The organism is Paenibacillus allorhizosphaerae, from assembly GCF_042659105.1.
Classification (GTDB): domain Bacteria; phylum Bacillota; class Bacilli; order Paenibacillales; family NBRC-103111; genus Paenibacillus_G; species Paenibacillus_G allorhizosphaerae.
In genome coordinates this window covers 920,681-940,850 of sequence record NZ_JBHSRV010000001.1, presented here as the reverse complement: position 1 = coordinate 940,850, position 20,170 = coordinate 920,681, and the positions used below count along the sequence as shown (strand labels likewise).

Below are 20,170 nucleotides of genomic sequence, written 5' to 3'. Positions count from 1 at the left end.
TTCTATTTCTGGAGGAATATAATGGAATGGATACGAAAGGAAGGTAACCAGGGACTATGAAGGGAGTTGTTTCGCCTTTGAAGCAAATACATTTCGAACGCGGCACGTCTCGCAATATACGCGTTCACGTGCTTCCTACCCAGCAGTTCAAAACGTTCGCGATCTCCGTCTATATCGGCTGCCCGCTTGAGGAAGACACCGTGACGGAAACGGCGCTCATTCCGTTTGTGCTGCGCAGAGGCAGCCAGGCGTATCCCGAGACGAAACGGTTTCGCGAGCAGCTCGACAATTTGTACGGCGCCGGCTTCGGATTCGATATTTACAAGCGCGGCGATTATCAGATGGTACAGTTCCGGATGGACGTTATCCAGGATGATTTCGTATCCAGCAACGACTCCCTGCTCGAGCAGGCAATCGAATTTCTCGGTCAGGCGGTAACCCAGCCGGCGCTCGAGGGCGATACGTTCGTCAAGAAGTACGTCGAATCCGAGAAGACGACGCTGCAAAAACGGCTCGAAGCGATCGTTAACGATAAAATCCGTTATGCCGCGGAACGTTGTATCGAAGAAATGTGCAGCGAAGAGCCTTACAAGCTGCATCCTTTGGGCAGGATCGCCGATTTGCAGCAGATCGACGCCGATGGATTGATGGAGCGTTTCCGTCAGTTTCTTCAAAATTCGCCAATCGATATTTATGTGGTAGGCCATACGAATTTGCAGCAGGTGCTTCCGCTCATCGACCGTTATTTTCACGTACATAGCGGAACGTCGGCGACATATTCGAGGAAATCGGCGCATCGCCGGGTAGCGGAAGTCAAAGAAGTCGTGGAACGCATAGACGTGAATCAAGGCAAACTGAACATGGGATTGCGCATCAATACTTCGTACGCCGACGATTCGTACGCGGCTGCATTAATGTATAACGGCATTCTGGGCGGGTATCCGCACTCGAAATTGTTTACGAATGTGCGCGAGAAAGAAAGTCTGGCGTACTACGCCTCTTCCCGCCTGGACGGCCACAAGGGCATTTTGACGATTCAGTCGGGCATTGAGATCGGTAATTACGAGAAAGCCGTTACGATCATCAAGCAACAGTTGCAAGCGATGAGGGACGGTCACATCAGCGACACCGAGCTGCAGCAGACGAAGGCGATGATTACGAGCCATCTGCGCGAGCTTCAGGATTCGGCATTTGAACTGATCGCCTTCGATTTCAACAATATTTTGTCGGGAGCAAGCCGCACCGTTCCTGCGCTTATAGAAGCGGTCGAAGCGATTGACAAAAACCTTATTCAGGAGATGGCCGCGCAAGTGGAACTCGATACCGTATATTTTTTACGAGATAAAAAGGGGGAAGTCTAAATGGAAGTCATCCCTTATCCTCATGTACGGGAGACGCTCTATACGGAGCAGCTTCCCAACGGGCTCACTGTCGTGATATTGCCGAAAGAAGGCTTTCAAAAAACATACGCAACATTCACGACCAAATACGGCTCGATCGACAATACATTTCAAGTAGAAGGCGGAGAGAAGCAGCACGTACCGGACGGTATCGCCCATTTTCTGGAGCATAAAATGTTCGAAGAACCGACGGGCGACATCTTTTCGGTATTTGCCGCGCAGGGCGCTTCGGCGAACGCCTTTACAAGCTTTGACCGCACCGCCTATTTATTTTCCGCTACCGGACAAATCAAAGAAAATTTAACGACTCTGATTAATTTCGTTCAAAATCCTTACTTCACCGATGCGAACGTAGAGAAGGAAAAAGGGATTATCGGGCAGGAAATCAAAATGTACGAAGATAATCCCGACTGGAGATCGTATTTCGGATTGATCGAAACGATGTATCATAAGCATCCGGTGCATATCGACATTGCGGGTACGATCGAATCGATATCGAAAATTACGAAGGAAATGCTTTACGATTGCTACCATACGTTTTACCATCCGAGCAATATGATCCTGTTCGTCGTCGGCGGAGTCAATCCCGAGGAAATCATGGAGCTCATTCGGGCGAATCAGAATGGTAAATCGTACGACGCGCAAGGAAAAATTCATCGTTACTTTGAGGACGAACCGGCGACCGTCAACGCGCCCAAGAAGGTCACCGTGCTGCCTGTATCGCTGCCCAAATGCTTGTTCGGCTGCAAAGAGCCGGACCAGCCGCTGCGCGGAAAAGAGATGCTGAAGCGGGAGCTTGCGATGAAAGTGCTGCTGGATCTGCTGCTCAGCCCCAGTTCGGCCATCTATCAAAAGCTGTATGACGAACAGCTGATTTCCGATAACTTCGGTTCGGAATACAATATTGCCGAAGGTTACGCATTCTCCGTATTCGGAGGGGATACGAAAGATCCGGACCGGATGATTTCGATGGTGCAGGAGGAGATCGATAAAGTCAAAGCGTCTGGCGTGAACGCGGCGGATTTTGAGCGCAGCAAGAAAAAGAAAATCGGCGCCTTTTTGCGGCTGTTGAACTCGCCTGAGGCGATCGCGAACCAGTTTACGCAGTATCGGTTTAAAGCGATCGACTTGTTCGATATTCTTCCAGTATATGAGAGCTTGACGATTGAGGACGTGAACGGGTTGTTGAAACAACATTTTAACTGGAATCAGATGGCGATCTCGCTTGTGATGAGTGAGGCCAAGTGACGAATCATCATAAACCGTTTATTGAACAAACGGTATTGATAACGGGGGCGAGCCGCGGCATTGGCGCTGCGATCGCCCAACGTTTTTCTTCAGTCGGTATGAATATTATCATCCATTATTTGCAGTCGCACGAAGCGGCCAACGAAATCGCCCGCAGCTGCATGAAGCAGGGCTCGCGCGTATTGACCGTTACCGCCGATCTACGTTCGAAGGAGCAAATCGAACGCATGCGCGAGAAGCTCGAAGCTCATCAGATGCTGCCCGATATATTGGTCAATAACGCGGGTATCGCTCATTACGGCTTGCTGTCCGATACATCCGAAGAGCAGTGGGACGAGCTGATGAACATAAATTTGAAGGGCACGTTCCTGACGACGCAGCAGTTCATGAAGCCGATGATTTCTCAAAAATACGGCCGCATCATCAACGTTTCGTCGATTTGGGGCATTTCCGGCGCATCGTGTGAGGTCGCTTATTCCACGGCCAAGGGAGGCATCAACGCTTTCACCAAAGCGCTGGCCAAAGAACTTGCGCCTTCGGGTGTCACGGTGAATGCGGTGGCGCCGGGGGTTGTGGATACGGAGATGATGTCCGGGTTTGACGCACAGGAGAAAGCGGCCATCGAGAGCGATATCCCGCTCGGCCGATTCGCCCAGCCCGACGAAATCGCTTCGCTCGTTTATTTCCTCGCTTTGCCGGAATCGGGTTATATGACCGGCCAAATTATAAGCCCGAACGGCGGTTTCTTAACGTAAATGCGTCAGCATCCCATTTTAACGATGGCAGCAATTACAGTGATCGCACCGAAGCCGGTCTATGTCCATGCAGAATAAATTCAGCTCCTTTAGCGAACATTAACTTTGTAACGACCACTCATTCTCGCGTTGTGCGCCAAGCGTAACCGGGAGGCAGTGATCAACAAACAAAAGGAGGAATCGAGCATGGCCACAGTGCTGAAAGTATTCGATCGCTGGAAAGAATTTTTGGGTGAGCGCGTGACGCAAGCGGAAAAAGCGGGGATGACGGATGAAACGATCTCCAATCTTGCTTTTCAGATCGGTGAGTTTTTATCCGATAAAATAGACCCGGAAAACAAGGAAGAGCGCGTTCTCAAAGAACTGTGGGATGTATGCGACGAACAGGAACGCAAAGTGCTGGCGAAAGCGATGGTCAAGCTGGCCAAAGCAAACGCCTAACTCATACGCCATTATTTAAAGCCTCCTTCAAGGGAGGCTTTTCCTTACGATTTCTGCTATAATAAAATGACATTTTGTCTACTAGCGGAAAGAGGTAGGAAAAGATTCATGAGATTGGCAAAAACAATCATTGTCTGCATATGTATCATAGTAACGCTTGCGGCGTGCGGCAAAAATATTCCCGCAATCGATCCGCAGCTGCTTCAAAGCAAGTCTTCGGTGTTGTTTATAACCGGGCCTGCTTTCCCGGAGGCGTCGAAAAACAAGCTGAACGGAGCGCTTGTGAACTGGAGGGATACGAATCATATCGCCTTCGAATGGATGAGCGATACGAGCGAATTATCGGAACAGCAGTGGAATAAAATCAAGTCCGTTTCGTACGATTACATAGTGGTAGCCGGCCATTCGTTGATAGAGAGCATATTGCCGACGGCGCAGCAAATCACGAGCAGAAAATGGATTATGCTTGACGATCAACCGGTTCAGGAGGCGACAGAGGTTCAATCGGACCATATTATGCTGAAGCAAGTGCCGCAAGCGCGGCTGCACGCCGAGTGGGACGTATGGGTGCGACAGCAGCTCGTTTCCGGCCGCACGATTGAATGGGTTACCCAATCGACGAAGCCGATCCCTTCGGACTGGGCACCGTCGGAAGAAGCCGAGTACATAACGCTGACGGATGCGGAAGGCTGGTATCCTCAGTTTCAATTTCAGGCGCGGCAGCATGGTGCGAATTGGATCGTCACGTACGTTACGCTGGATCAGTCGGTTATGAATCGATTGAAAAATTTGTCGATTCCGATCGTAAATATGGCCGCAACCGGCATTGAGCAGCAGTGGGACGCCATCTTGTCAGGATTGTTCGATATGATGCAAAATAAAAGCTGGAAGCCCGGCTCTCAGCCTTATGCGGACAGTGAAGTGAAGATCGTAAAGAATTTGTAACTTTATTTCACGGTCAGGGAGGAATTTGGCGAATATTGTAGAATATTTTTGTAACAACTGACAAAATTAGAACGGAGACTTGGTTAAATGACGCTAGAAGTAAACAACTACACGAATGAAATGAAACAATGGTATATGGAATACCGTATTCATAAAAACCGTCCCGGCCTGCTCGGCGATATCGCTTCGCTGATGGGGATGCTCGATATCAACATCGTGACGATCAACGGAGTGGAAGATCGCACCCGCGGACTGCTTCTGCAAACGAATGATGAAGAAAAAATTGAACTTATGGGTAAAATGTTGAAAAAGGTGGATAATATAACTATAACGGCCTTAAGACCTCCAAAACTTGTCGATATTTTGGCGGTTCGACACGGCCGCTATATCGAACGGGATTCGGACGACCGGAAGACGTTCCGTTTTACACGCGACGAATTAGGTCTGCTAGTCGATTTTTTGGGCGAGCTGTTCAAGAAAGAGGGCAATCGCGTCGTAGGGTTACGAGGCATGCCGCGCGTCGGGAAAACCGAATCGATTATTGCCGGCAGCGTCTGCTCGAACAAACGTTGGACTTTCGTTTCTTCCACACTGCTTCGGCAAACCGTGCGCAGCCAGCTTTCCGAGGATGAGATGAGTCCGAACAATGTGTTCATTATCGATGGGATTGTTTCGACGCTTCGTTCCAACGAAAAGCATTACGCGCTGCTTCAGGAAATTATGGCCATGCCGTCGACCAAAGTGATTGAGCATCCGGATATTTTTATTCGTGAATCCCAGTACACGTACGATCATTTCGATTGCATTGTGGAACTGCGCAATACGCCGGACGAAGAAATTACGTACGAATCGTTCACAAGCGGATTTGACGATTATTAAGATTGAAGCGGATTTCACATCCGCTAACGATAGTTCCCAATTGACCGGGAAGGGGTGAAAGACGTGTCCGACCTTGGACAGCTGCTTAGAAAAGCCAGGATGGAAAAGAAGATTTCACTGGACGATTTGCAAGAAACAACGAAAATCCGTAAGCGGTATTTGGAAGCGATAGAAGAAGGCGATTACAAAATCATGCCGGGCAACTTCTATGTCCGCGCTTTTATTAAGAGCTACGCCGAGGCGGTGGGTCTCGATCCGAACGAAGTGCTCCGCTTGTACCAGAACGTGATCCCATCGCCGGAGCCCGAGCATATAGAGCCGATCCGCTCTAAACGAACGACCCGCAACACGGAACGCATCGGGAAATGGGCATCGAATGTGATGATGATTTCTTTCGTCGTGTTGATCCTTGGGATCATCTACTACTACATTAATCAAAATTATGTAGGCGGCGCGGCGAACGACGCGCAACAAGAGCAATCAAAGAAGCTGACGGAAAAAGTGGAGCCTTCCGCACCTGCGCCCCAAACCGGGGGAGGAGGCTCCGGGACCGCCGCGCTGGCCGAGAACAAGCCGCCGGAGAAGCCGCCGGAAACACCTCCGCCGCCGGCAACGGAAGTGAAGCTGGTGAAGAGCGACCGGGGCACCGATTATTACACGGTATCCAATGCGAAGAAACTGAAGATCGAAATGAATATAAGCGGCGACGCCTGCTGGATTCAGCTCGATTCCCTCGGCGCCAACCGGCAAATGGTGGAGCAGGGTACGTTTCAGAACGGAAATACGAAGACGTGGGAACTGGACAACGCGGCTTACATGATTTTCGGTAAGGCGAATGCGGTTGACCTCACCATTAACGGAACTCCGGTGATTGTCGGCGACGCGGCGAACGTCAAGAAGCTGCAAATTGAGTTCGCGCAGCTGTAATATCGGAGAAGACACGAGGCTTTGTGCTGGCGTGTCTTTTTTTGTTATAATGTTTGGAAAGGATTAACTTTCTGAAACTTTTGTTGCTATGAAAGGGGAACCGTATGAGCAGTGAAAATTCATTTGACATTGTGTCCAAGCTGGATATCCAGGAACTAACCAACGCGATCAATCAGGCTGAGAAAGAGATCGCAACCCGGTTCGACTTCAAAGGCAGCAAAAGCAGCATCGCGCTGGACAAGGAAGAGCTCGTTGTCGTGTCGGATGACGATTTCAAACTCCAGAACGTGCTAGATATTCTTCAATCGAAAATGGCGAAGCGGGGCATTTCCCTTAAAAACCTGGACTACGGCAAGGTGGAGCCCGCCGCGTCGGGAACGGTGCGCCAGCGCATCAAAGTGAAGCAAGGGATTGACCAGGACAATGCGAAAAAAATCAATATCCTTATCCGTGACTCCAAATTAAAGGTCAAAAGCCAAATTCAAGGCGATGAAATTCGGGTGACCGGAAAGAGCAAGGATGACCTTCAGCAGGTAATGACCTTGCTGCGCAAAGCGGATTTACCGTTGGAATTGCAGTTCATCAATTTCAGATAATGCCAACCAACGGGTAGGCCCTTATGGATGAAACATTTCATAAGGGCTTTCCGCTTTTGACACCCCGAACAGGCTTATATTATACTTGTAACGAAAAGCACATGCGAAAAAGGTTCAAAATCGTTTGGAGGATTATACATGACAGAGAAAGTTAAAGTGGTGACGCTTGGATGTGAGAAGAATCTTGTCGATTCCGAAATCATGTCCGGCCTCGTTCATGAGCGCGGCTACACCCTTGTATCGGAAAAAGAAGAGGCAACGATCATTATCGTAAATACGTGCGGATTTATCGACGCTGCGAAAGAAGAGTCGGTAAATACGATTCTCGATATGGCGGAACTGAAGCAAACCGCAAATCTCAAAGCCTTGATCGTATCGGGCTGCCTGACGCAGCGGTACAAGGAAGAATTGATGAAAGAAATGCCGGAAATCGACGGAATCGTCGGAACCGGCGACTTTCACAAAATCAACGATATTATTGATGAGGCGCTGAAAGGCCGCAAACCGGTGCTCGTTGGAAATCCGGTGTTTAATTACGAGCAGAAGCTGCCGCGGAAGATGGAAACCCCAAGATATACAGCCTACATCAAAATTGCGGAAGGCTGTGATAACGCCTGTACGTTCTGCAGCATTCCGATTATGCGCGGCAAATTCCGCAGCCGCAGCATGGAGTCAATTTTGGACGAAGTAGGGCAGCTTGCTTCACAGGGCGTGAAAGAAATCAGCCTGATCGCTCAAGACTCAACGAACTACGGTACGGATTTGTACGACAGCTTCATGCTGCCGACGCTGATGAATAAAGTAAGCGAAGTGCCGGGCATCGAGTGGGTGCGCTTGCACTATGCTTATCCCGGATTTTTCACGGACGAGTTGATCGATGTCATGGCCAGCAATCCGAAAGTGTGCAAATACGTCGATATGCCGCTGCAGCACAGCGAGGACAGTATCCTGAAGCGGATGCGCCGTCCAGGACGTCAGCGCGACGCGCGCGAGTTGATCAAGAAAATCAGGGAGCGAATTCCGGGCGTATCGCTGCGCACTTCGATCATCGTCGGATTCCCGGGTGAAACCGAGGAAGATTTCGAGAACTTGAAACAGTTCATCCGCGAAATCGGCTTTGACCGTCTGGGCGTCTTCACGTATTCCAAGGAAGAGGACACGCCTGCTTCCCGTCTGCCGGATCAAGTGCCTGACGATGTGAAGGAGTTCCGTCAAAATATGTTGATGGAAATTCAACGCGAAATTTCGAACGAACGCGGCGGCGAGCGGATCGGGCAAGTGGTCGATGTGCTTATCGAGAAGTACGATGGCCGCAGCGACGTATATATCGGGCGCTCGCAGTTCGATGCACCGGAGATCGACGGAGAAGTCTTCGTTGGCGGAGCGAAGCTTACGATCGGGGAAATTGCGAAAGTGCGTATTACGCACTCGTTTGAGTTTGACTTATCCGGGGAGGTTGTCGCATGAATCTGGCCAACCGGATCACTTTGGCGAGAATTTTTTTAGTTCCGATTATTATGTTTTTCCTGCTCGTCAATGTGAAAACGCCCCATATCCGGATCGAGCAGTTCACGATTACCTATAATCAAATCATCGCAGCGTTAATTTTTATCGTAGCCGCCAGCACGGACAGTTTGGACGGCTACATTGCAAGGAAACGAAAGCTTGTTACGAACCTGGGCAAGCTGCTCGATCCTCTCGCCGATAAGCTGCTGGTATCGGCCGTGCTCGTTTCTCTCGTGGAAATGGGCAAGCTTGGCGCTTGGGTTGCGATTGTGATCATTAGCCGGGAGTTCGCCGTTACAGGCCTGCGGCAGATCGCGCTGCTTGAAGGAAGAGTGATGGCGGCCAGCAAATGGGGGAAATGGAAAACGGCCGTTCAGATTACAGCGATTATCGCGCTGTTGCTGAACAACTTTCCGTTTGAATTCGTTCATTTCCGGTTTGATCTTTTTGCGAGCTGGGTGGCGGCGATCATTACGATGTACTCCGGTTTCGATTATTTTATGAAAAACAAGGACGTCATTAACTGGAATGAGCAAAAACAATAGGTTTCCCGCCTATTGTTTTTGTTTTCATATGCAGGATGTTCAGGTTCTTTACGCGAAATCGCCGTAAAGAACGGTATTTTGAGAATATCAAGAAAAGCTATATTTAAGACACGTTGAAGGACTCCTATAAAAGCTTTTCTAACCCGAAGGAGGATGCTGAATGAGAGCGGAAATCATAGCGGTGGGCACCGAGCTCTTGATGGGCCAGATCGTCAATACGAATGCTCAATACTTATCGCGAGGGCTGGCTGACATCGGTGTCGGCGTTTATTTTCAAACCGTCGTCGGTGACAACGCTCAGCGGATCAAGGAATCGCTGCGCATCGCCAAAGATCGGGCGGACGTCATTATTTGTACCGGCGGGCTCGGTCCGACACAGGACGATTTGACTAAGGACGTACTAGCTGAAACGGTCTGCCAGCGTCTTGTCATGCACGGTCCCTCGATGGATAAAATCGAGCACATGTTCCAAAAGCGCGGCGTACCCATGGTAGAAAGCAATGCGCGCCAAGCGCTCATGCTGGAGCATAGCGAGCCGCTTGCCAATGATACCGGTCTTGCGGTAGGCGTCGCGTTGACCCATGAAGGCACACATTACATTTTGCTGCCTGGGCCGCCGAAGGAAATGAAGCCGATGTTCGACCGCTACGCCAAGCCGTGGATCGCGGCTCAGATGGGGAGCGTGCAGCCGCTGTATTCCGTGATGCTGAAGTTCGCAGGCATCGGCGAGTCGCAGCTGGAGCATGAGCTCATCGATTTGATCGAAGCGCAGAGCGATACGACGATCGCTCCGTATGCCAAGGAGGGAGAAGTGGCGATCCGGCTGACCACTCGTGCCGCTTCCATGCTGGAAGCACAAGCGAAGCTGAAGCCGCTGGAGGAGGAAATCCGCAGCCGGGTAGGCCAATACATATACGCTGCCGAGGACATTGCGTTGGAAGAAGCGGTACTGCGGCTGCTCACCGAGCAGGGCCGTACGCTGGCTGTGGCGGAGAGCTGCACGGGCGGGCTGCTCAGCGACCTGCTTACGAACGTTCCTGGGAGCTCGGCGGCCTTCGCGGGCGGGATTATATGTTACACGAATCGACTGAAGCACGAACTGCTGAATGTGCCGATGGAACAGCTCGAAGGCTCGGGCGCGCCGGGAGCCGTCAGCGAGGAAACGGCCAAACGGCTAGCGGAACAGATCCTTTCGGTGACCGGGTCGGATTACGGGGTATCCGTCACGGGGGTAGCCGGTCCCGGCGAATCGGAGGGAAAGCCGGTCGGTTTGGTGTACGTCGGAGTGGCCAGCCGCGACGGTGAGACGACGGTGAAGCAGCTGCAGCAGTTCGGGAACCGGGAAACGATCAAGCTGCGGTCCGCGAAGAGCGCACTCTATCAGCTATGGAAACGGATGAATTCATAGCTTGCGAATCGGTAGAAAATGCAATATAATAGCAATAACGGAAGCACCGTAACAAGTCAGCCATTTGTTACGGTTTTTCTTTTGCCACAGACGCGAATGTATGTTCGAAAAAAAGCTTGGCAACGGAAGCAAAAGCAGTTATGATAGAACTATCGAATACGAGAAAAGGGAAGTGAGTCTCTTGGCAGATCGCAAAGCGGCCTTGGAAGCGGCTCTTCGCCAAATTGAGAAGCAATTTGGCAAAGGCTCTATAATGAAACTGGGTGAATCCACCCACATGCAGGTAGAAACGATCCCCAGCGGTTCGCTGGCACTGGACATTGCGCTTGGCATCGGCGGTTTTCCGCGCGGAAGAATCATTGAAGTATACGGTCCGGAATCGTCCGGTAAAACAACGGTTGCGCTGCATGCAATCGCGGAAGTGCAGAAGTCGGGCGGTACCGCCGCTTTCATCGATGCGGAACATGCGCTTGACCCGCTGTATGCAAGCAAGCTCGGCATCAACATCGACGAGCTGCTGCTGTCGCAGCCGGATACGGGCGAGCAGGCGCTCGAGATCGCGGAAGCGCTCGTTCGCAGCGGCGCTGTAGATATCATCGTCATCGACTCCGTGGCGGCGCTCGTGCCGAGGGCGGAGATTGAAGGCGAGATGGGCGATTCCCACGTCGGTCTGCAGGCGCGTTTGATGTCGCAGGCGCTTCGTAAGCTTTCCGGCGCAATCAATAAGTCGAAAGTCATCGCCATCTTTATTAACCAGCTTCGCGAGAAAGTAGGCGTAATGTTCGGGAATCCGGAGACGACGCCGGGCGGCCGCGCACTTAAGTTTTACTCGTCCGTTCGTCTGGACGTGCGACGGGTTGAAACGATCAAGCAAGGCAACGATATGATCGGTAACCGGACCCGGATCAAAGTCGTGAAGAACAAAGTAGCTCCTCCGTTCAAACAAGCGGACATCGATATTATGTACGGCGAAGGCATATCCAAGGAAGGCAGTATCGTCGATATCGCGACCGAGATGGATATTATTCAGAAGAGCGGCGCTTGGTATTCATTCAATAACGACCGCCTCGGTCAAGGCCGGGAAAACGCGAAGCAGTTCTTGAAAGAAAACCCGCAGCTGGCAGATATTATCGAGAAGAAAATTCGCGAAAACAGCAATTTGATCGTAGCGATTGGCCCGAATACGGATGACGATGAAGAAGAGGAGCAGGACTTGCTTGCATCTTCGTTTGAATAAGATTCAAGAACTCGCAAGCGGTAAAGTTTCTGCCGTTTGACAGCAGATATCGTTACATGGAAAGAAGATTACATGGGGAGGCACCTTTACGCGAACGTTAAAGGTGCCTTTGTTATGATTGCAGACGGTCGTATATATGTTGGCCTCAAAGGAGCTACGGCTTGCACTGAAGCGTTGCACGCACGCGCATATAATATGCCTGTCCATATGAACGATGCCGGTGAGAAGTTTTTCTTAAAGGATCAGAATGTATGCATGATCAGCGAAGCAAGAACGGTTCGGATCTTTCAAGAAAAGTTTCATCAGAAAGCAGGAATACCAATAATAAAACAGGAATGTCAAGAAAGCATCATCATAAGACACGAACGTGTCTTCTTCGGGAACGCTTCGACCGGAAGCTTGCCACATTTCGGGAAGGAGAACAGACGATGTCCGGCGAGAATCACAATCAAACGGGATTGATAACAAAAGTAGAGCGGCAAAAACGGTCGCCGCACCGCTATAATATATTTGTTGATGAGAACTTCTCATTTTCAGTGCACGAGGATATTTTGATCAAATACAGGCTCATGAAAGGGGAGCAGTTGGAGGAAGCGGGCCTCCGGCAAATATTGCACGCGGAAGAGGCAAACAGAGCGTACTTGGACGCAATCCGGCTGTTATCAAACCGGCTTCGCTCGGAGCACGAAATGCGGGCGAGACTAAAACAAAAAGGATACGATCCGGACATCGTCGGGAAGACGATGGAGAGGCTGCAAAACGAAAAATATTTGGATGATGAGCTGTTCGCCGAGCAGTTGACGAGGCAGCGGCTGGAGTCGCAAAAGAAGGGGCGGTACTTCATTCGCCAGGAGCTTCAGCAAAAAGGGATCAAAAAGGATACGATCCATGGAGCAATGGAACTTGTGGACGAAGAGACGGAGTTCCGTATGGCATTCGGATTGGCGGAAAAAAGATATGCGAGCGAGCTGAACCGTGACCCGGTCAAAGCAAGGCCCAAAATCGCCGGATTTCTTCAGCGCCGAGGTTACCCGGGGTCCGTAGTCAGCAGGGTGCTCAAACAATTGTCTGTAGGAAAGCAGGAAGAGGAAGAATGGGATGCGGACGAAATCGGCGATGAATTTTAATGAAATTAATATTTAATTATATTAACTGAGTAGAACTGAACAATTATTACAAAACCTTGACAAGCTTCTTCGTCAAAAGATAAAATAAACGTGTATATACATTATACAAAGGAGTCGTCCCAATTATGACGGGAGCGATTCATCAAAGTAAAATCGCCAATTTTTACTTTTTCTTGCGTTTGTAGAACGGATAAAAACCTGATTATCCCAAGCTTACCCCTTGGAGAAACAACGAGGAGGTGAACTGGATGCCGAACATGGCCATCTGGATCCTGGTCGTTCTCGTTGTTGGTGCTCTATGCTTATGGATTGGTTATTTTATCCGCAAGTCCATTGCAGAGGCGAAGATTTCCAGTGCTGAACATGCTGCCGAACAAATTTTGGAAGGTGCCCGCAAAGAGGCAGAGGCGCTGAAGAAAGAAGCGGTTCTCGAGGCTAAAGATGAAATTCACAAACTCAGGACCGAAGCTGAAAAAGACATTCGTGATCGTCGAAATGAAACTCAACGACAAGAGAGACGATTGTTGCAAAAAGAGGAGTCGCTGGATAAAAAATTAGATTCTCTCGAGAAAAAAGAAGAGCAGGTCGCCAACAAAGAGAAACGTATCGAAGAAACTCAAGGACAAATTGATCAAATTTACAAAGATCAAGTTGCTGAGCTGGAGCGGATTTCCACGTTGACGATGGAGGATGCAAAGAACATCATATTAACCAACGTCGAGCAGGAAGTTCGGCATGAAACCGCTCAACTCATCAAAGAAATCGAACAGCAGGCGAAAGAGGAAGGCGACAAGAAAGCCAGAGAGATTATTACTTTGGCGATCCAGAGATGCGCTGCCGACCACGTAGCAGAGACAACGGTTTCAGTCGTAGCGCTTCCAAATGAGGAGATGAAAGGTCGCATCATCGGCCGCGAAGGCCGCAATATTCGCGCCCTTGAGACCTTGACAGGCATCGACCTCATTATTGACGATACGCCTGAGGCTGTCATTTTGTCCGGCTTTGACCCGATTCGGAGGGAAATTGCCCGCACATCGCTCGAGAAGCTTGTTGCAGACGGCCGGATTCATCCGGCGCGCATCGAGGAGATGGTGGAGAAATCCCGTAAAGAAGTGGACGAACGGATTCGCGAATACGGCGAACAAGCTACATTCGAGACTGGCGTTCACGGACTTCACCCGGATCTGATCAAAATATTGGGTCGCCTCAAGTTCCGTACAAGCTACGGGCAGAACGTGCTGAAGCACTCCATGGAAGTTGCTTATTTGGCTGGACTGATGGCAGGAGAGCTCGGGGAAGACGTGACATTGGCGAAGCGTGCCGGACTCCTTCATGACATCGGGAAAGCACTCGACCATGAGGTCGAAGGCTCACATGTAGAAATCGGCGTTGAGATTGCCAAGAAGTATAAGGAACATCCGGTCGTCATCAACAGCATCGCCTCGCACCATGGCGACTGTGAAGCGACATCGGTTATCGCAATGCTGGTCGGTGCAGCGGATGCGTTGTCTGCCGCAAGACCAGGCGCCCGCCGCGAGACGTTGGAAACGTATATCAAGCGTCTTGAAAAGCTCGAAGAGATTTCGGAATCATTCGAGGGTGTGGAAAAGTCGTATGCGATTCAAGCAGGACGGGAAGTTCGCGTCATGGTTCAACCGGAGAAGGTTGACGATACGGAAGCATTCCGTCTGGCTCGGGACATTACGAAAAAGATCGAGAACGAGCTCGATTATCCCGGTCATATCAAGGTTACGGTCATCCGTGAAACCAGGGCCGTGGAATACGCAAAATAATTGCATACGCCCGATAGAAAAGTGGCTGAATAAGCCACTTTTCTTTTGTAAACTAATAACGAAACAGCACAACGAGAGGAGAGAGCCATGCGCATCTTATTTATCGGCGATATTGTCGGCTCCGTCGGCCGGCAAGCGCTTAAAACCTATCTCCCCAAGCTAAAAGGAAAATACAATCCGCACTGGATCATTGCGAACGGAGAAAACGCGGCCGCGGGGCGCGGCATTACTTCGGCGATTACGAAAGAAATGTTCGAACAAGGCGTCCAAGGCATCACGATGGGCAACCATACATGGGATCAAAAAGAAATATTCGATTTTATCGATAAAGAAGAACGGATGGTGCGCCCGGCCAATTTTCCCGCCGGTACGCCGGGACGCGGGTTGGCTTATATCAAAATTAAAGATACGGAGCTGGCGATTATTAATTTGCAAGGGCGCACGTTTTTGCCGCCGCTCGACTGCCCTTTCGAGAAAGCGAATGAGCTGGTAGAGCAAGCTCGCAAACGGACCAAGTTCATTCTGGTTGACTTTCACGCCGAAGCGACCTCGGAGAAAATCGCCATGGGCTGGCACTTGGACGGCAAAGTGTCTGCAGTCGTCGGTACGCACACGCATGTGCAAACGAACGATGAGCGCGTATTGCCGCAAGGGACCGCGTTTGTAACGGACGTGGGCATGGTGGGTCCCCGAGATGGCATCCTGGGGATGGAGCGGACGGCAGTGCTGCAAAAATTCAAAACACAGCTTCCGGTGCGTTTTATTGTGGATGAAGGCAAGTGGCACTTTCATGCGGCGGTGATTGATTTGGACCCGGCGACCGGATTTGCCAAAAAAATCAGTATGGTTCGAATGGATGAGGACAAGCTGCTGTTTGAGTAAAATGGCTAACCGAACCAAACGAATGAATATTCGAAAAATTCGAATTAATTAGAAAACGACTTCTTCGGAGAGCAGGAATTAACTGCTAATTCCTAGAATATGAATAGTACTGGAAGCTATCATCATTCCCGAGGAGGTACTTTTCATGGAAGTATTAAAAGTTTCAGCAAAATCCAACCCAAATTCCGTTGCAGGCGCACTCGCTGGGGTATTGCGGGAACGCGGAGCCGCGGAGCTCCAGGCGATCGGGGCCGGAGCATTGAATCAGGCTATCAAAGCGGTAGCGATCGCACGAGGATTTGTTGCTCCCAGCGGGGTTGATTTGATCTGCATACCAGCGTTTACCGATATCGTCATTGATGGTGAAGACCGGACAGCCATTAAATTGATTGTCGAGCCGAGATAAGTCAACCTTTCATAAGCTTTACCCAAACACCTGTTTACTTTGTAGACAGGTTTTTTGTATTATCGTTTAGTCATGGCAGGTACATCAGGCAACCTATTTCCAGGAGGCGGATGATGATGCGAATTATTGACGGGCACTGCGATGCGCTTTATAAAATGTTTGAAAATCCGGTTATTGATTTTTACGATTCGGTTGCGGTCGGACTGGATGTGTCCTATGCAAAAATGAAAAAATCGAATGTAAAAATTCAATTTTTCGCTATTTATTTGCCTGAACGTATAACTGTCCCTAAATTTGACCATTACTTGGAGTATATAAATATTTTTTATCAAAAAATCACATGTGATGGAAGGGTTCGTTTGATCAAGAACCGCGATGATTTGCATACGGTTTGGAACAGTGAAAGTATCGGCGCCATCTTAACGGTCGAAGGCGCAGATGCGATTCAAGGCAACCCTCTGTTTACCCGAACGCTGCATCATTTGGGAGTGCGCTTCATCGGCGTCACATGGAATTACGGAAACTGGGCGGCAGACGGGATTTTAGAACCGCGGCAAGGCGGATTTTCGAGGCATGGAAAAAGCTTTATTAAAGATTGTGACGATTTGGGTATCCTATTGGATGCATCCCATTTGTCTGTGGCAGCTTTTTGGGATTTGGCCGCAGCTTCAGCGAGACCGTTCGTAGCGACGCATTCGAATGCGAAAGCGTTATGCGGGCACCCAAGAAATTTGGACGACAATCAGCTTCGCGAACTGATTCGTCGGGATGGACGGATCGGCGTCACGTTTGTGCCGTGGTTTGTGGACGGCGGCCAAGCATCTATTGATGGGATTCTCAGGCATATAGACTACATCGGCGCATTGGGCGGTGAACGCCAGCTGGTGCTGGGGTCGGATTTTGACGGCATAAGCCGCACCATACCTGGCCTGGAGCACGCCGGACAATACGGCAATTTGGTCGACGCTTTGTCGAAACGGTATTCCAACGTGCAAGTCGAGCGCTTCTTATACGGCAACTGGTACTCGTATTTGGAACGACATCTGCCCGTTCACTAAAAATTTACATCTTTTTTTCAGATATAAGAACAAAGGATCAATCGAATTTCGGTATGGATATGATCTAAAATAACTATGTGTCGAATTTGTCGAAAACCCTTGCTTTTAGTACGGAAAGATCATAAAATTTGGTTGACGCTGAAAGAAATATTTTATAAAAAAAGCTTCTCATCTTAGTCCTTTCGAGGAAGATACATCCATGATTAAAAGAAGCTTTTTTGAAACATCAGAAATAAATTGTTCAGTTCGATGGAAACGAAAATTTCTGATGATAAAAAATAAAAATTTCTGACAGTTTTAATGGTTAGCTGCATCGTCAGCGATTATCTAAAGGAGTGGACAACGGTGATAAGCCAATTATCTTGGAAGGTCGGAGGACAACAAGGGGAAGGCGTGGAGAGTACAGACAAAATCTTTTCCACGGCATTGACCAGACTCGGCTATTATTTGTACGGATATCGTCACTTTTCCTCGCGGATTAAGGGCGGCCACACTAACAACAAAATTCGGATCAGTACGAAGCCGATTCGAGCCATTTCCGACGATCTAGACATCCTCGTTGCATTTGACCAGGAGACGATAGACCTGAATGCGCACGAGCTGCGCGACAACGGCGTCATTATTGCCGACGCGAAAGTAAATCCGGTTGTGCCCGAAGGCGTTAAAGCTAGATTGTTCCCGGTGCCGATCACGGCAATCGCAGAAGAGCTCGGTACTTCCTTATTTAAGAACATGGCCGCTTCCGGCGCATCTTGGGCATTGCTCGGATTGCCGCTCGAAGTGTTTAATAAAGCAGTAGAAGAAGAGTTCGGCCGCAAAGGCGCCGCCGTCGTAGAGAAAAACATCGAAGCGGTTCGCAAAGCGGCAGAGTTCGTCCTTGAAATGAACGGCGGTCCGCTGCCGGAGTTCCAGCTCGAGCCTGCGGACGGCAGACAAAAACTGTTTATGATCGGTAACGATGCAATCGGTCTCGGCGCAGTAGCTGCAGGCTGCCGTTTTATGCCTGCTTATCCGATCACGCCTGCATCGGAAATTATGGAGTATTTGATCAAGACGCTGCCGAAATTCGGCGGTACGGTTATTCAGACCGAAGACGAGATCGCTGCTTGTACGATGGCGATCGGTGCCAACTATGGCGGCGTTCGCGCGTTGACTTCGTCCGCCGGCCCGGGTCTTTCCCTCATGATGGAGGCGATCGGACTTGCAGGCATGACGGAAACGCCGGTCGTTATTGTGGATACGCAGCGCGGCGGCCCAAGTACGGGTCTTCCGACGAAACAGGAGCAATCCGACGTACTGGCTATGATTCACGGTACGCACGGTGAAATTCCGAAAATCGTGCTCTCGCCTTCCACGATCGAAGAATGCTTCTACGACACGATCGAAGCGTTCAACTTGGCCGAAGAATACCAGGTGCCGGTTATTTTGCTCACGGACCTTCAGCTTTCCCTTGGTAAGCAATCGTCCGAGCTGCTTGATTACAAAAAAGTTCAGATCAAACGCGGCACGCTTCAAACCGGCGATCTGCCACAGCTTCCTGAAAATCAAATGTTCCAACGTTACCAGTTTACGGAGTCCGGCGTATCTCCTCGCGTCGTGCCTGGCCAAAAATATGGCATTCACCATGTTACCGGCGTAGAGCACGCACAAGATGGCCGTCCATCCGAAAGTCCGGAAAACCGTCAAAAAATGATGGATAAGCGTCTGGGCAAGTTGAAAAACCTCAAAGTGAACAACCCGATTCTCGTTGACGCACCGCACGAACAGCCGGATCTGCTGATCATCGGCATGGGTTCGACGGGCGGCACGATTGATGAAGCAAGACGTCGTCTGGCCGACAGCGGCATGAAAACGAACCATGTTACGGTTCGCCTGCTGCATCCGTTCCCGGCTAGCGAGCTGAAACCTTACATCGAGAAGGCAAAAACGGTTGTCGTCGTGGAAAACAATGCTACGGGCCAACTAGCGTCCTTAATCAAACTGAATGTAGGCTATGCCGAGAAAATCAAGAGCCTGCTGAAATATAACGGTAACCCGTTCTTGCCTGCCGAAATCACTAAATACTGTCAGGAGTTGAACCTTGTATGGCAACGTTAAAAGATTTCCGCAACAATATTAAACCCAACTGGTGCCCTGGCTGCGGTGACTTCTCCGTTCAAGCGGCGATTCAAAGAGCGGCAGCAAACGTAGGACTGGAGCCTGAGCAGCTGGCAGTTGTGTCCGGTATCGGCTGCTCCGGCCGGATCTCCGGTTACATCAACGCTTACGGTTTCCACGGCGTTCACGGAAGATCTTTGCCGATCGCGCAAGGCTTGAAAATGGCAAACCGCGAGTTGACCGTCGTTGCCGCAGGCGGTGACGGCGACGGTTTTGCGATCGGGATGGGCCATACGGTTCATGCGATCCGCCGTAACATCAACATTACGTACATCGTAATGGACAACCAGATCTACGGCTTGACCAAAGGTCAAACTTCGCCTCGAAGCGCTGAAGGCTTCAAGACGAAATCTACACCGTCCGGTTCGATCGAGTCGGCATTGTCTCCGCTTGAAGTTGCTTTGGCGGCCGGCGCAACGTTCATTGCCCAATCGTTCTCGAGCAACCTGAAGCAGCTGACATCGCTGATCGAAGAAGGCATGAAGCATGAAGGCTTCTCCTTTATCAACGTATTCAGCCCTTGCGTTACGTTCAACAAGGTGAATACGTACGAATGGTTCAAGGAGCACATTGTCGATTTGGAAGAAACGCCGGAGTATGACGCTTCCAATCGTGTAGCGGCAATGACCAAGATCATGGAAACCAACAGCCTTGTAACGGGTCTTATTTATCAAGATAAAAACAAGAAAAGCTACGAGAACATGGTATACGGCTTCAAGCCAGAAGGGCTTGCAAAGCAAAATATCAATCTCACAGAGCAAGAGTTTGATAAATTGGTGGCGGAATTTAAATAATTTTCCGAACTTTAGAAAAGCATACGGCCTCGGCTGTATGCTTTTTTTGCATGGGGTGGGTATAAT

At 49.9% G+C, this 20,170-nt stretch carries 19 protein-coding genes; all 19 read left to right on the top strand.

Annotated features, from left to right (window positions below; translation table 11 throughout):
• The first annotated feature begins 77 nt into the window (after positions 1 to 77).
• The 19 genes from yfmF to ACFQI7_RS03925 all read left to right on the top strand — a co-directional run bounded on the left by yfmF (position 78) and on the right by ACFQI7_RS03925 (position 20,104).
• Positions 78 to 1,361: an EF-P 5-aminopentanol modification-associated protein YfmF gene (gene yfmF / locus ACFQI7_RS04015; RefSeq protein WP_230414641.1), complete on the top strand. Its 1,284-nt coding sequence runs from the start codon at positions 78 to 80 to the stop codon at positions 1,359 to 1,361.
• Positions 1,362 to 2,648 carry an EF-P 5-aminopentanol modification-associated protein YfmH gene (gene yfmH, locus ACFQI7_RS04010; protein WP_218097364.1) on the top strand — a complete coding sequence of 429 codons (1,287 nt, stop codon included), beginning with the start codon at positions 1,362 to 1,364 and terminating at the stop codon, positions 2,646 to 2,648.
• Entirely contained in the window at positions 2,645 to 3,403 is a 759-nt protein-coding gene (ymfI, locus tag ACFQI7_RS04005) for an elongation factor P 5-aminopentanone reductase (protein WP_218097365.1), read from the top strand. Before yfmH ends, ymfI begins: the two co-directional genes overlap by 4 nt.
• Before the next feature lie 186 nt (positions 3,404 to 3,589).
• Positions 3,590 to 3,844: a DUF3243 domain-containing protein gene (locus tag ACFQI7_RS04000; RefSeq protein WP_218097366.1), complete on the top strand. Its 255-nt coding sequence runs from the start codon at positions 3,590 to 3,592 to the stop codon at positions 3,842 to 3,844.
• 108 nt (positions 3,845 to 3,952) lie between these two features.
• Complete coding sequence (locus ACFQI7_RS03995; protein WP_218097367.1) at positions 3,953 to 4,789, top strand: hypothetical protein; 837 nt, start codon at positions 3,953 to 3,955, stop codon at positions 4,787 to 4,789.
• An 87-nt stretch (positions 4,790 to 4,876) separates the two neighbouring features.
• Positions 4,877 to 5,668, top strand: coding sequence for a DUF3388 domain-containing protein (locus ACFQI7_RS03990; protein WP_218097368.1), 792 nt, complete (start codon positions 4,877 to 4,879; stop codon positions 5,666 to 5,668).
• Positions 5,669 to 5,731: 63 nt separating this feature from the next.
• Positions 5,732 to 6,595: a helix-turn-helix domain-containing protein gene (locus ACFQI7_RS03985; RefSeq protein WP_218097369.1), complete on the top strand. Its 864-nt coding sequence runs from the start codon at positions 5,732 to 5,734 to the stop codon at positions 6,593 to 6,595.
• A gap of 104 nt (positions 6,596 to 6,699) precedes the next feature.
• A complete protein-coding gene (locus ACFQI7_RS03980) occupies positions 6,700 to 7,191 on the top strand; it encodes a YajQ family cyclic di-GMP-binding protein (protein ID WP_218097370.1) in 492 nt (163 codons plus the stop codon).
• A gap of 138 nt (positions 7,192 to 7,329) precedes the next feature.
• Positions 7,330 to 8,658: a 30S ribosomal protein S12 methylthiotransferase RimO gene (rimO, locus tag ACFQI7_RS03975; protein WP_218097371.1), complete on the top strand. Its 1,329-nt coding sequence runs from the start codon at positions 7,330 to 7,332 to the stop codon at positions 8,656 to 8,658.
• Complete coding sequence (gene pgsA / locus ACFQI7_RS03970; RefSeq protein ID WP_218097372.1) at positions 8,655 to 9,242, top strand: CDP-diacylglycerol--glycerol-3-phosphate 3-phosphatidyltransferase; 588 nt, start codon at positions 8,655 to 8,657, stop codon at positions 9,240 to 9,242. Before rimO ends, pgsA begins: the two co-directional genes overlap by 4 nt.
• Before the next feature lie 160 nt (positions 9,243 to 9,402).
• On the top strand, positions 9,403 to 10,650 hold the full coding sequence (locus ACFQI7_RS03965; protein ID WP_218097373.1) for a competence/damage-inducible protein A: 1,248 nt from the start codon (positions 9,403 to 9,405) through the stop codon (positions 10,648 to 10,650).
• Positions 10,651 to 10,831: 181 nt separating this feature from the next.
• A complete protein-coding gene (gene recA / locus ACFQI7_RS03960; RefSeq protein ID WP_218097374.1) occupies positions 10,832 to 11,887 on the top strand; it encodes a recombinase RecA in 1,056 nt (351 codons plus the stop codon).
• A gap of 428 nt (positions 11,888 to 12,315) precedes the next feature.
• Entirely contained in the window at positions 12,316 to 13,014 is a 699-nt protein-coding gene (locus tag ACFQI7_RS03955) for a RecX family transcriptional regulator (RefSeq protein ID WP_218097375.1), read from the top strand.
• Positions 13,015 to 13,262: 248 nt separating this feature from the next.
• Positions 13,263 to 14,807, top strand: coding sequence for a ribonuclease Y (gene rny / locus ACFQI7_RS03950; protein ID WP_218097376.1), 1,545 nt, complete (start codon positions 13,263 to 13,265; stop codon positions 14,805 to 14,807).
• 87 nt (positions 14,808 to 14,894) lie between these two features.
• On the top strand, positions 14,895 to 15,689 hold the full coding sequence (locus ACFQI7_RS03945; protein WP_218097377.1) for a TIGR00282 family metallophosphoesterase: 795 nt from the start codon (positions 14,895 to 14,897) through the stop codon (positions 15,687 to 15,689).
• 145 nt (positions 15,690 to 15,834) lie between these two features.
• Positions 15,835 to 16,095: a stage V sporulation protein S gene (locus tag ACFQI7_RS03940; RefSeq protein WP_006286829.1), complete on the top strand. Its 261-nt coding sequence runs from the start codon at positions 15,835 to 15,837 to the stop codon at positions 16,093 to 16,095.
• A 113-nt stretch (positions 16,096 to 16,208) separates the two neighbouring features.
• On the top strand, positions 16,209 to 17,153 hold the full coding sequence (locus ACFQI7_RS03935; protein ID WP_230414643.1) for a dipeptidase: 945 nt from the start codon (positions 16,209 to 16,211) through the stop codon (positions 17,151 to 17,153).
• 345 nt (positions 17,154 to 17,498) lie between these two features.
• Positions 17,499 to 19,250 carry a 2-oxoacid:acceptor oxidoreductase subunit alpha gene (locus ACFQI7_RS03930; RefSeq protein ID WP_218097379.1) on the top strand — a complete coding sequence of 584 codons (1,752 nt, stop codon included), beginning with the start codon at positions 17,499 to 17,501 and terminating at the stop codon, positions 19,248 to 19,250.
• Positions 19,238 to 20,104, top strand: a complete 867-nt coding sequence (locus ACFQI7_RS03925; RefSeq protein ID WP_218097380.1) for a 2-oxoacid:ferredoxin oxidoreductase subunit beta — start codon at positions 19,238 to 19,240, stop codon at positions 20,102 to 20,104. The genes ACFQI7_RS03930 and ACFQI7_RS03925 overlap by 13 nt, the downstream gene beginning before the upstream one ends.
• Positions 20,105 to 20,170 lie beyond the last annotated feature (66 nt).

What these genes read in the sequence shown, in the direction of transcription:
- yfmH (WP_218097364.1), top strand. Translation starts at nt 1,362, where the DNA reads ATGGAAGTCATCCCTTATCCTCATGTACGGGAGACGCTCTATACGGAG.
- ACFQI7_RS04000 (WP_218097366.1), top strand. Translation starts at nt 3,590, where the DNA reads ATGGCCACAGTGCTGAAAGTATTCGATCGCTGGAAAGAATTTTTGGGT.
- ACFQI7_RS03995 (WP_218097367.1), top strand. Translation starts at nt 3,953, where the DNA reads ATGAGATTGGCAAAAACAATCATTGTCTGCATATGTATCATAGTAACG.
- ACFQI7_RS03990 (WP_218097368.1), top strand. Translation starts at nt 4,877, where the DNA reads ATGACGCTAGAAGTAAACAACTACACGAATGAAATGAAACAATGGTAT.
- ACFQI7_RS03980 (WP_218097370.1), top strand. Translation starts at nt 6,700, where the DNA reads ATGAGCAGTGAAAATTCATTTGACATTGTGTCCAAGCTGGATATCCAG.
- rimO (WP_218097371.1), top strand. Translation starts at nt 7,330, where the DNA reads ATGACAGAGAAAGTTAAAGTGGTGACGCTTGGATGTGAGAAGAATCTT.
- pgsA (WP_218097372.1), top strand. Translation starts at nt 8,655, where the DNA reads ATGAATCTGGCCAACCGGATCACTTTGGCGAGAATTTTTTTAGTTCCG.
- ACFQI7_RS03965 (WP_218097373.1), top strand. Translation starts at nt 9,403, where the DNA reads ATGAGAGCGGAAATCATAGCGGTGGGCACCGAGCTCTTGATGGGCCAG.
- ACFQI7_RS03955 (WP_218097375.1), top strand. Translation starts at nt 12,316, where the DNA reads ATGTCCGGCGAGAATCACAATCAAACGGGATTGATAACAAAAGTAGAG.
- rny (WP_218097376.1), top strand. Translation starts at nt 13,263, where the DNA reads ATGCCGAACATGGCCATCTGGATCCTGGTCGTTCTCGTTGTTGGTGCT.
- ACFQI7_RS03945 (WP_218097377.1), top strand. Translation starts at nt 14,895, where the DNA reads ATGCGCATCTTATTTATCGGCGATATTGTCGGCTCCGTCGGCCGGCAA.
- ACFQI7_RS03940 (WP_006286829.1), top strand. Translation starts at nt 15,835, where the DNA reads ATGGAAGTATTAAAAGTTTCAGCAAAATCCAACCCAAATTCCGTTGCA.
- ACFQI7_RS03935 (WP_230414643.1), top strand. Translation starts at nt 16,209, where the DNA reads ATGATGCGAATTATTGACGGGCACTGCGATGCGCTTTATAAAATGTTT.
- ACFQI7_RS03925 (WP_218097380.1), top strand. Translation starts at nt 19,238, where the DNA reads ATGGCAACGTTAAAAGATTTCCGCAACAATATTAAACCCAACTGGTGC.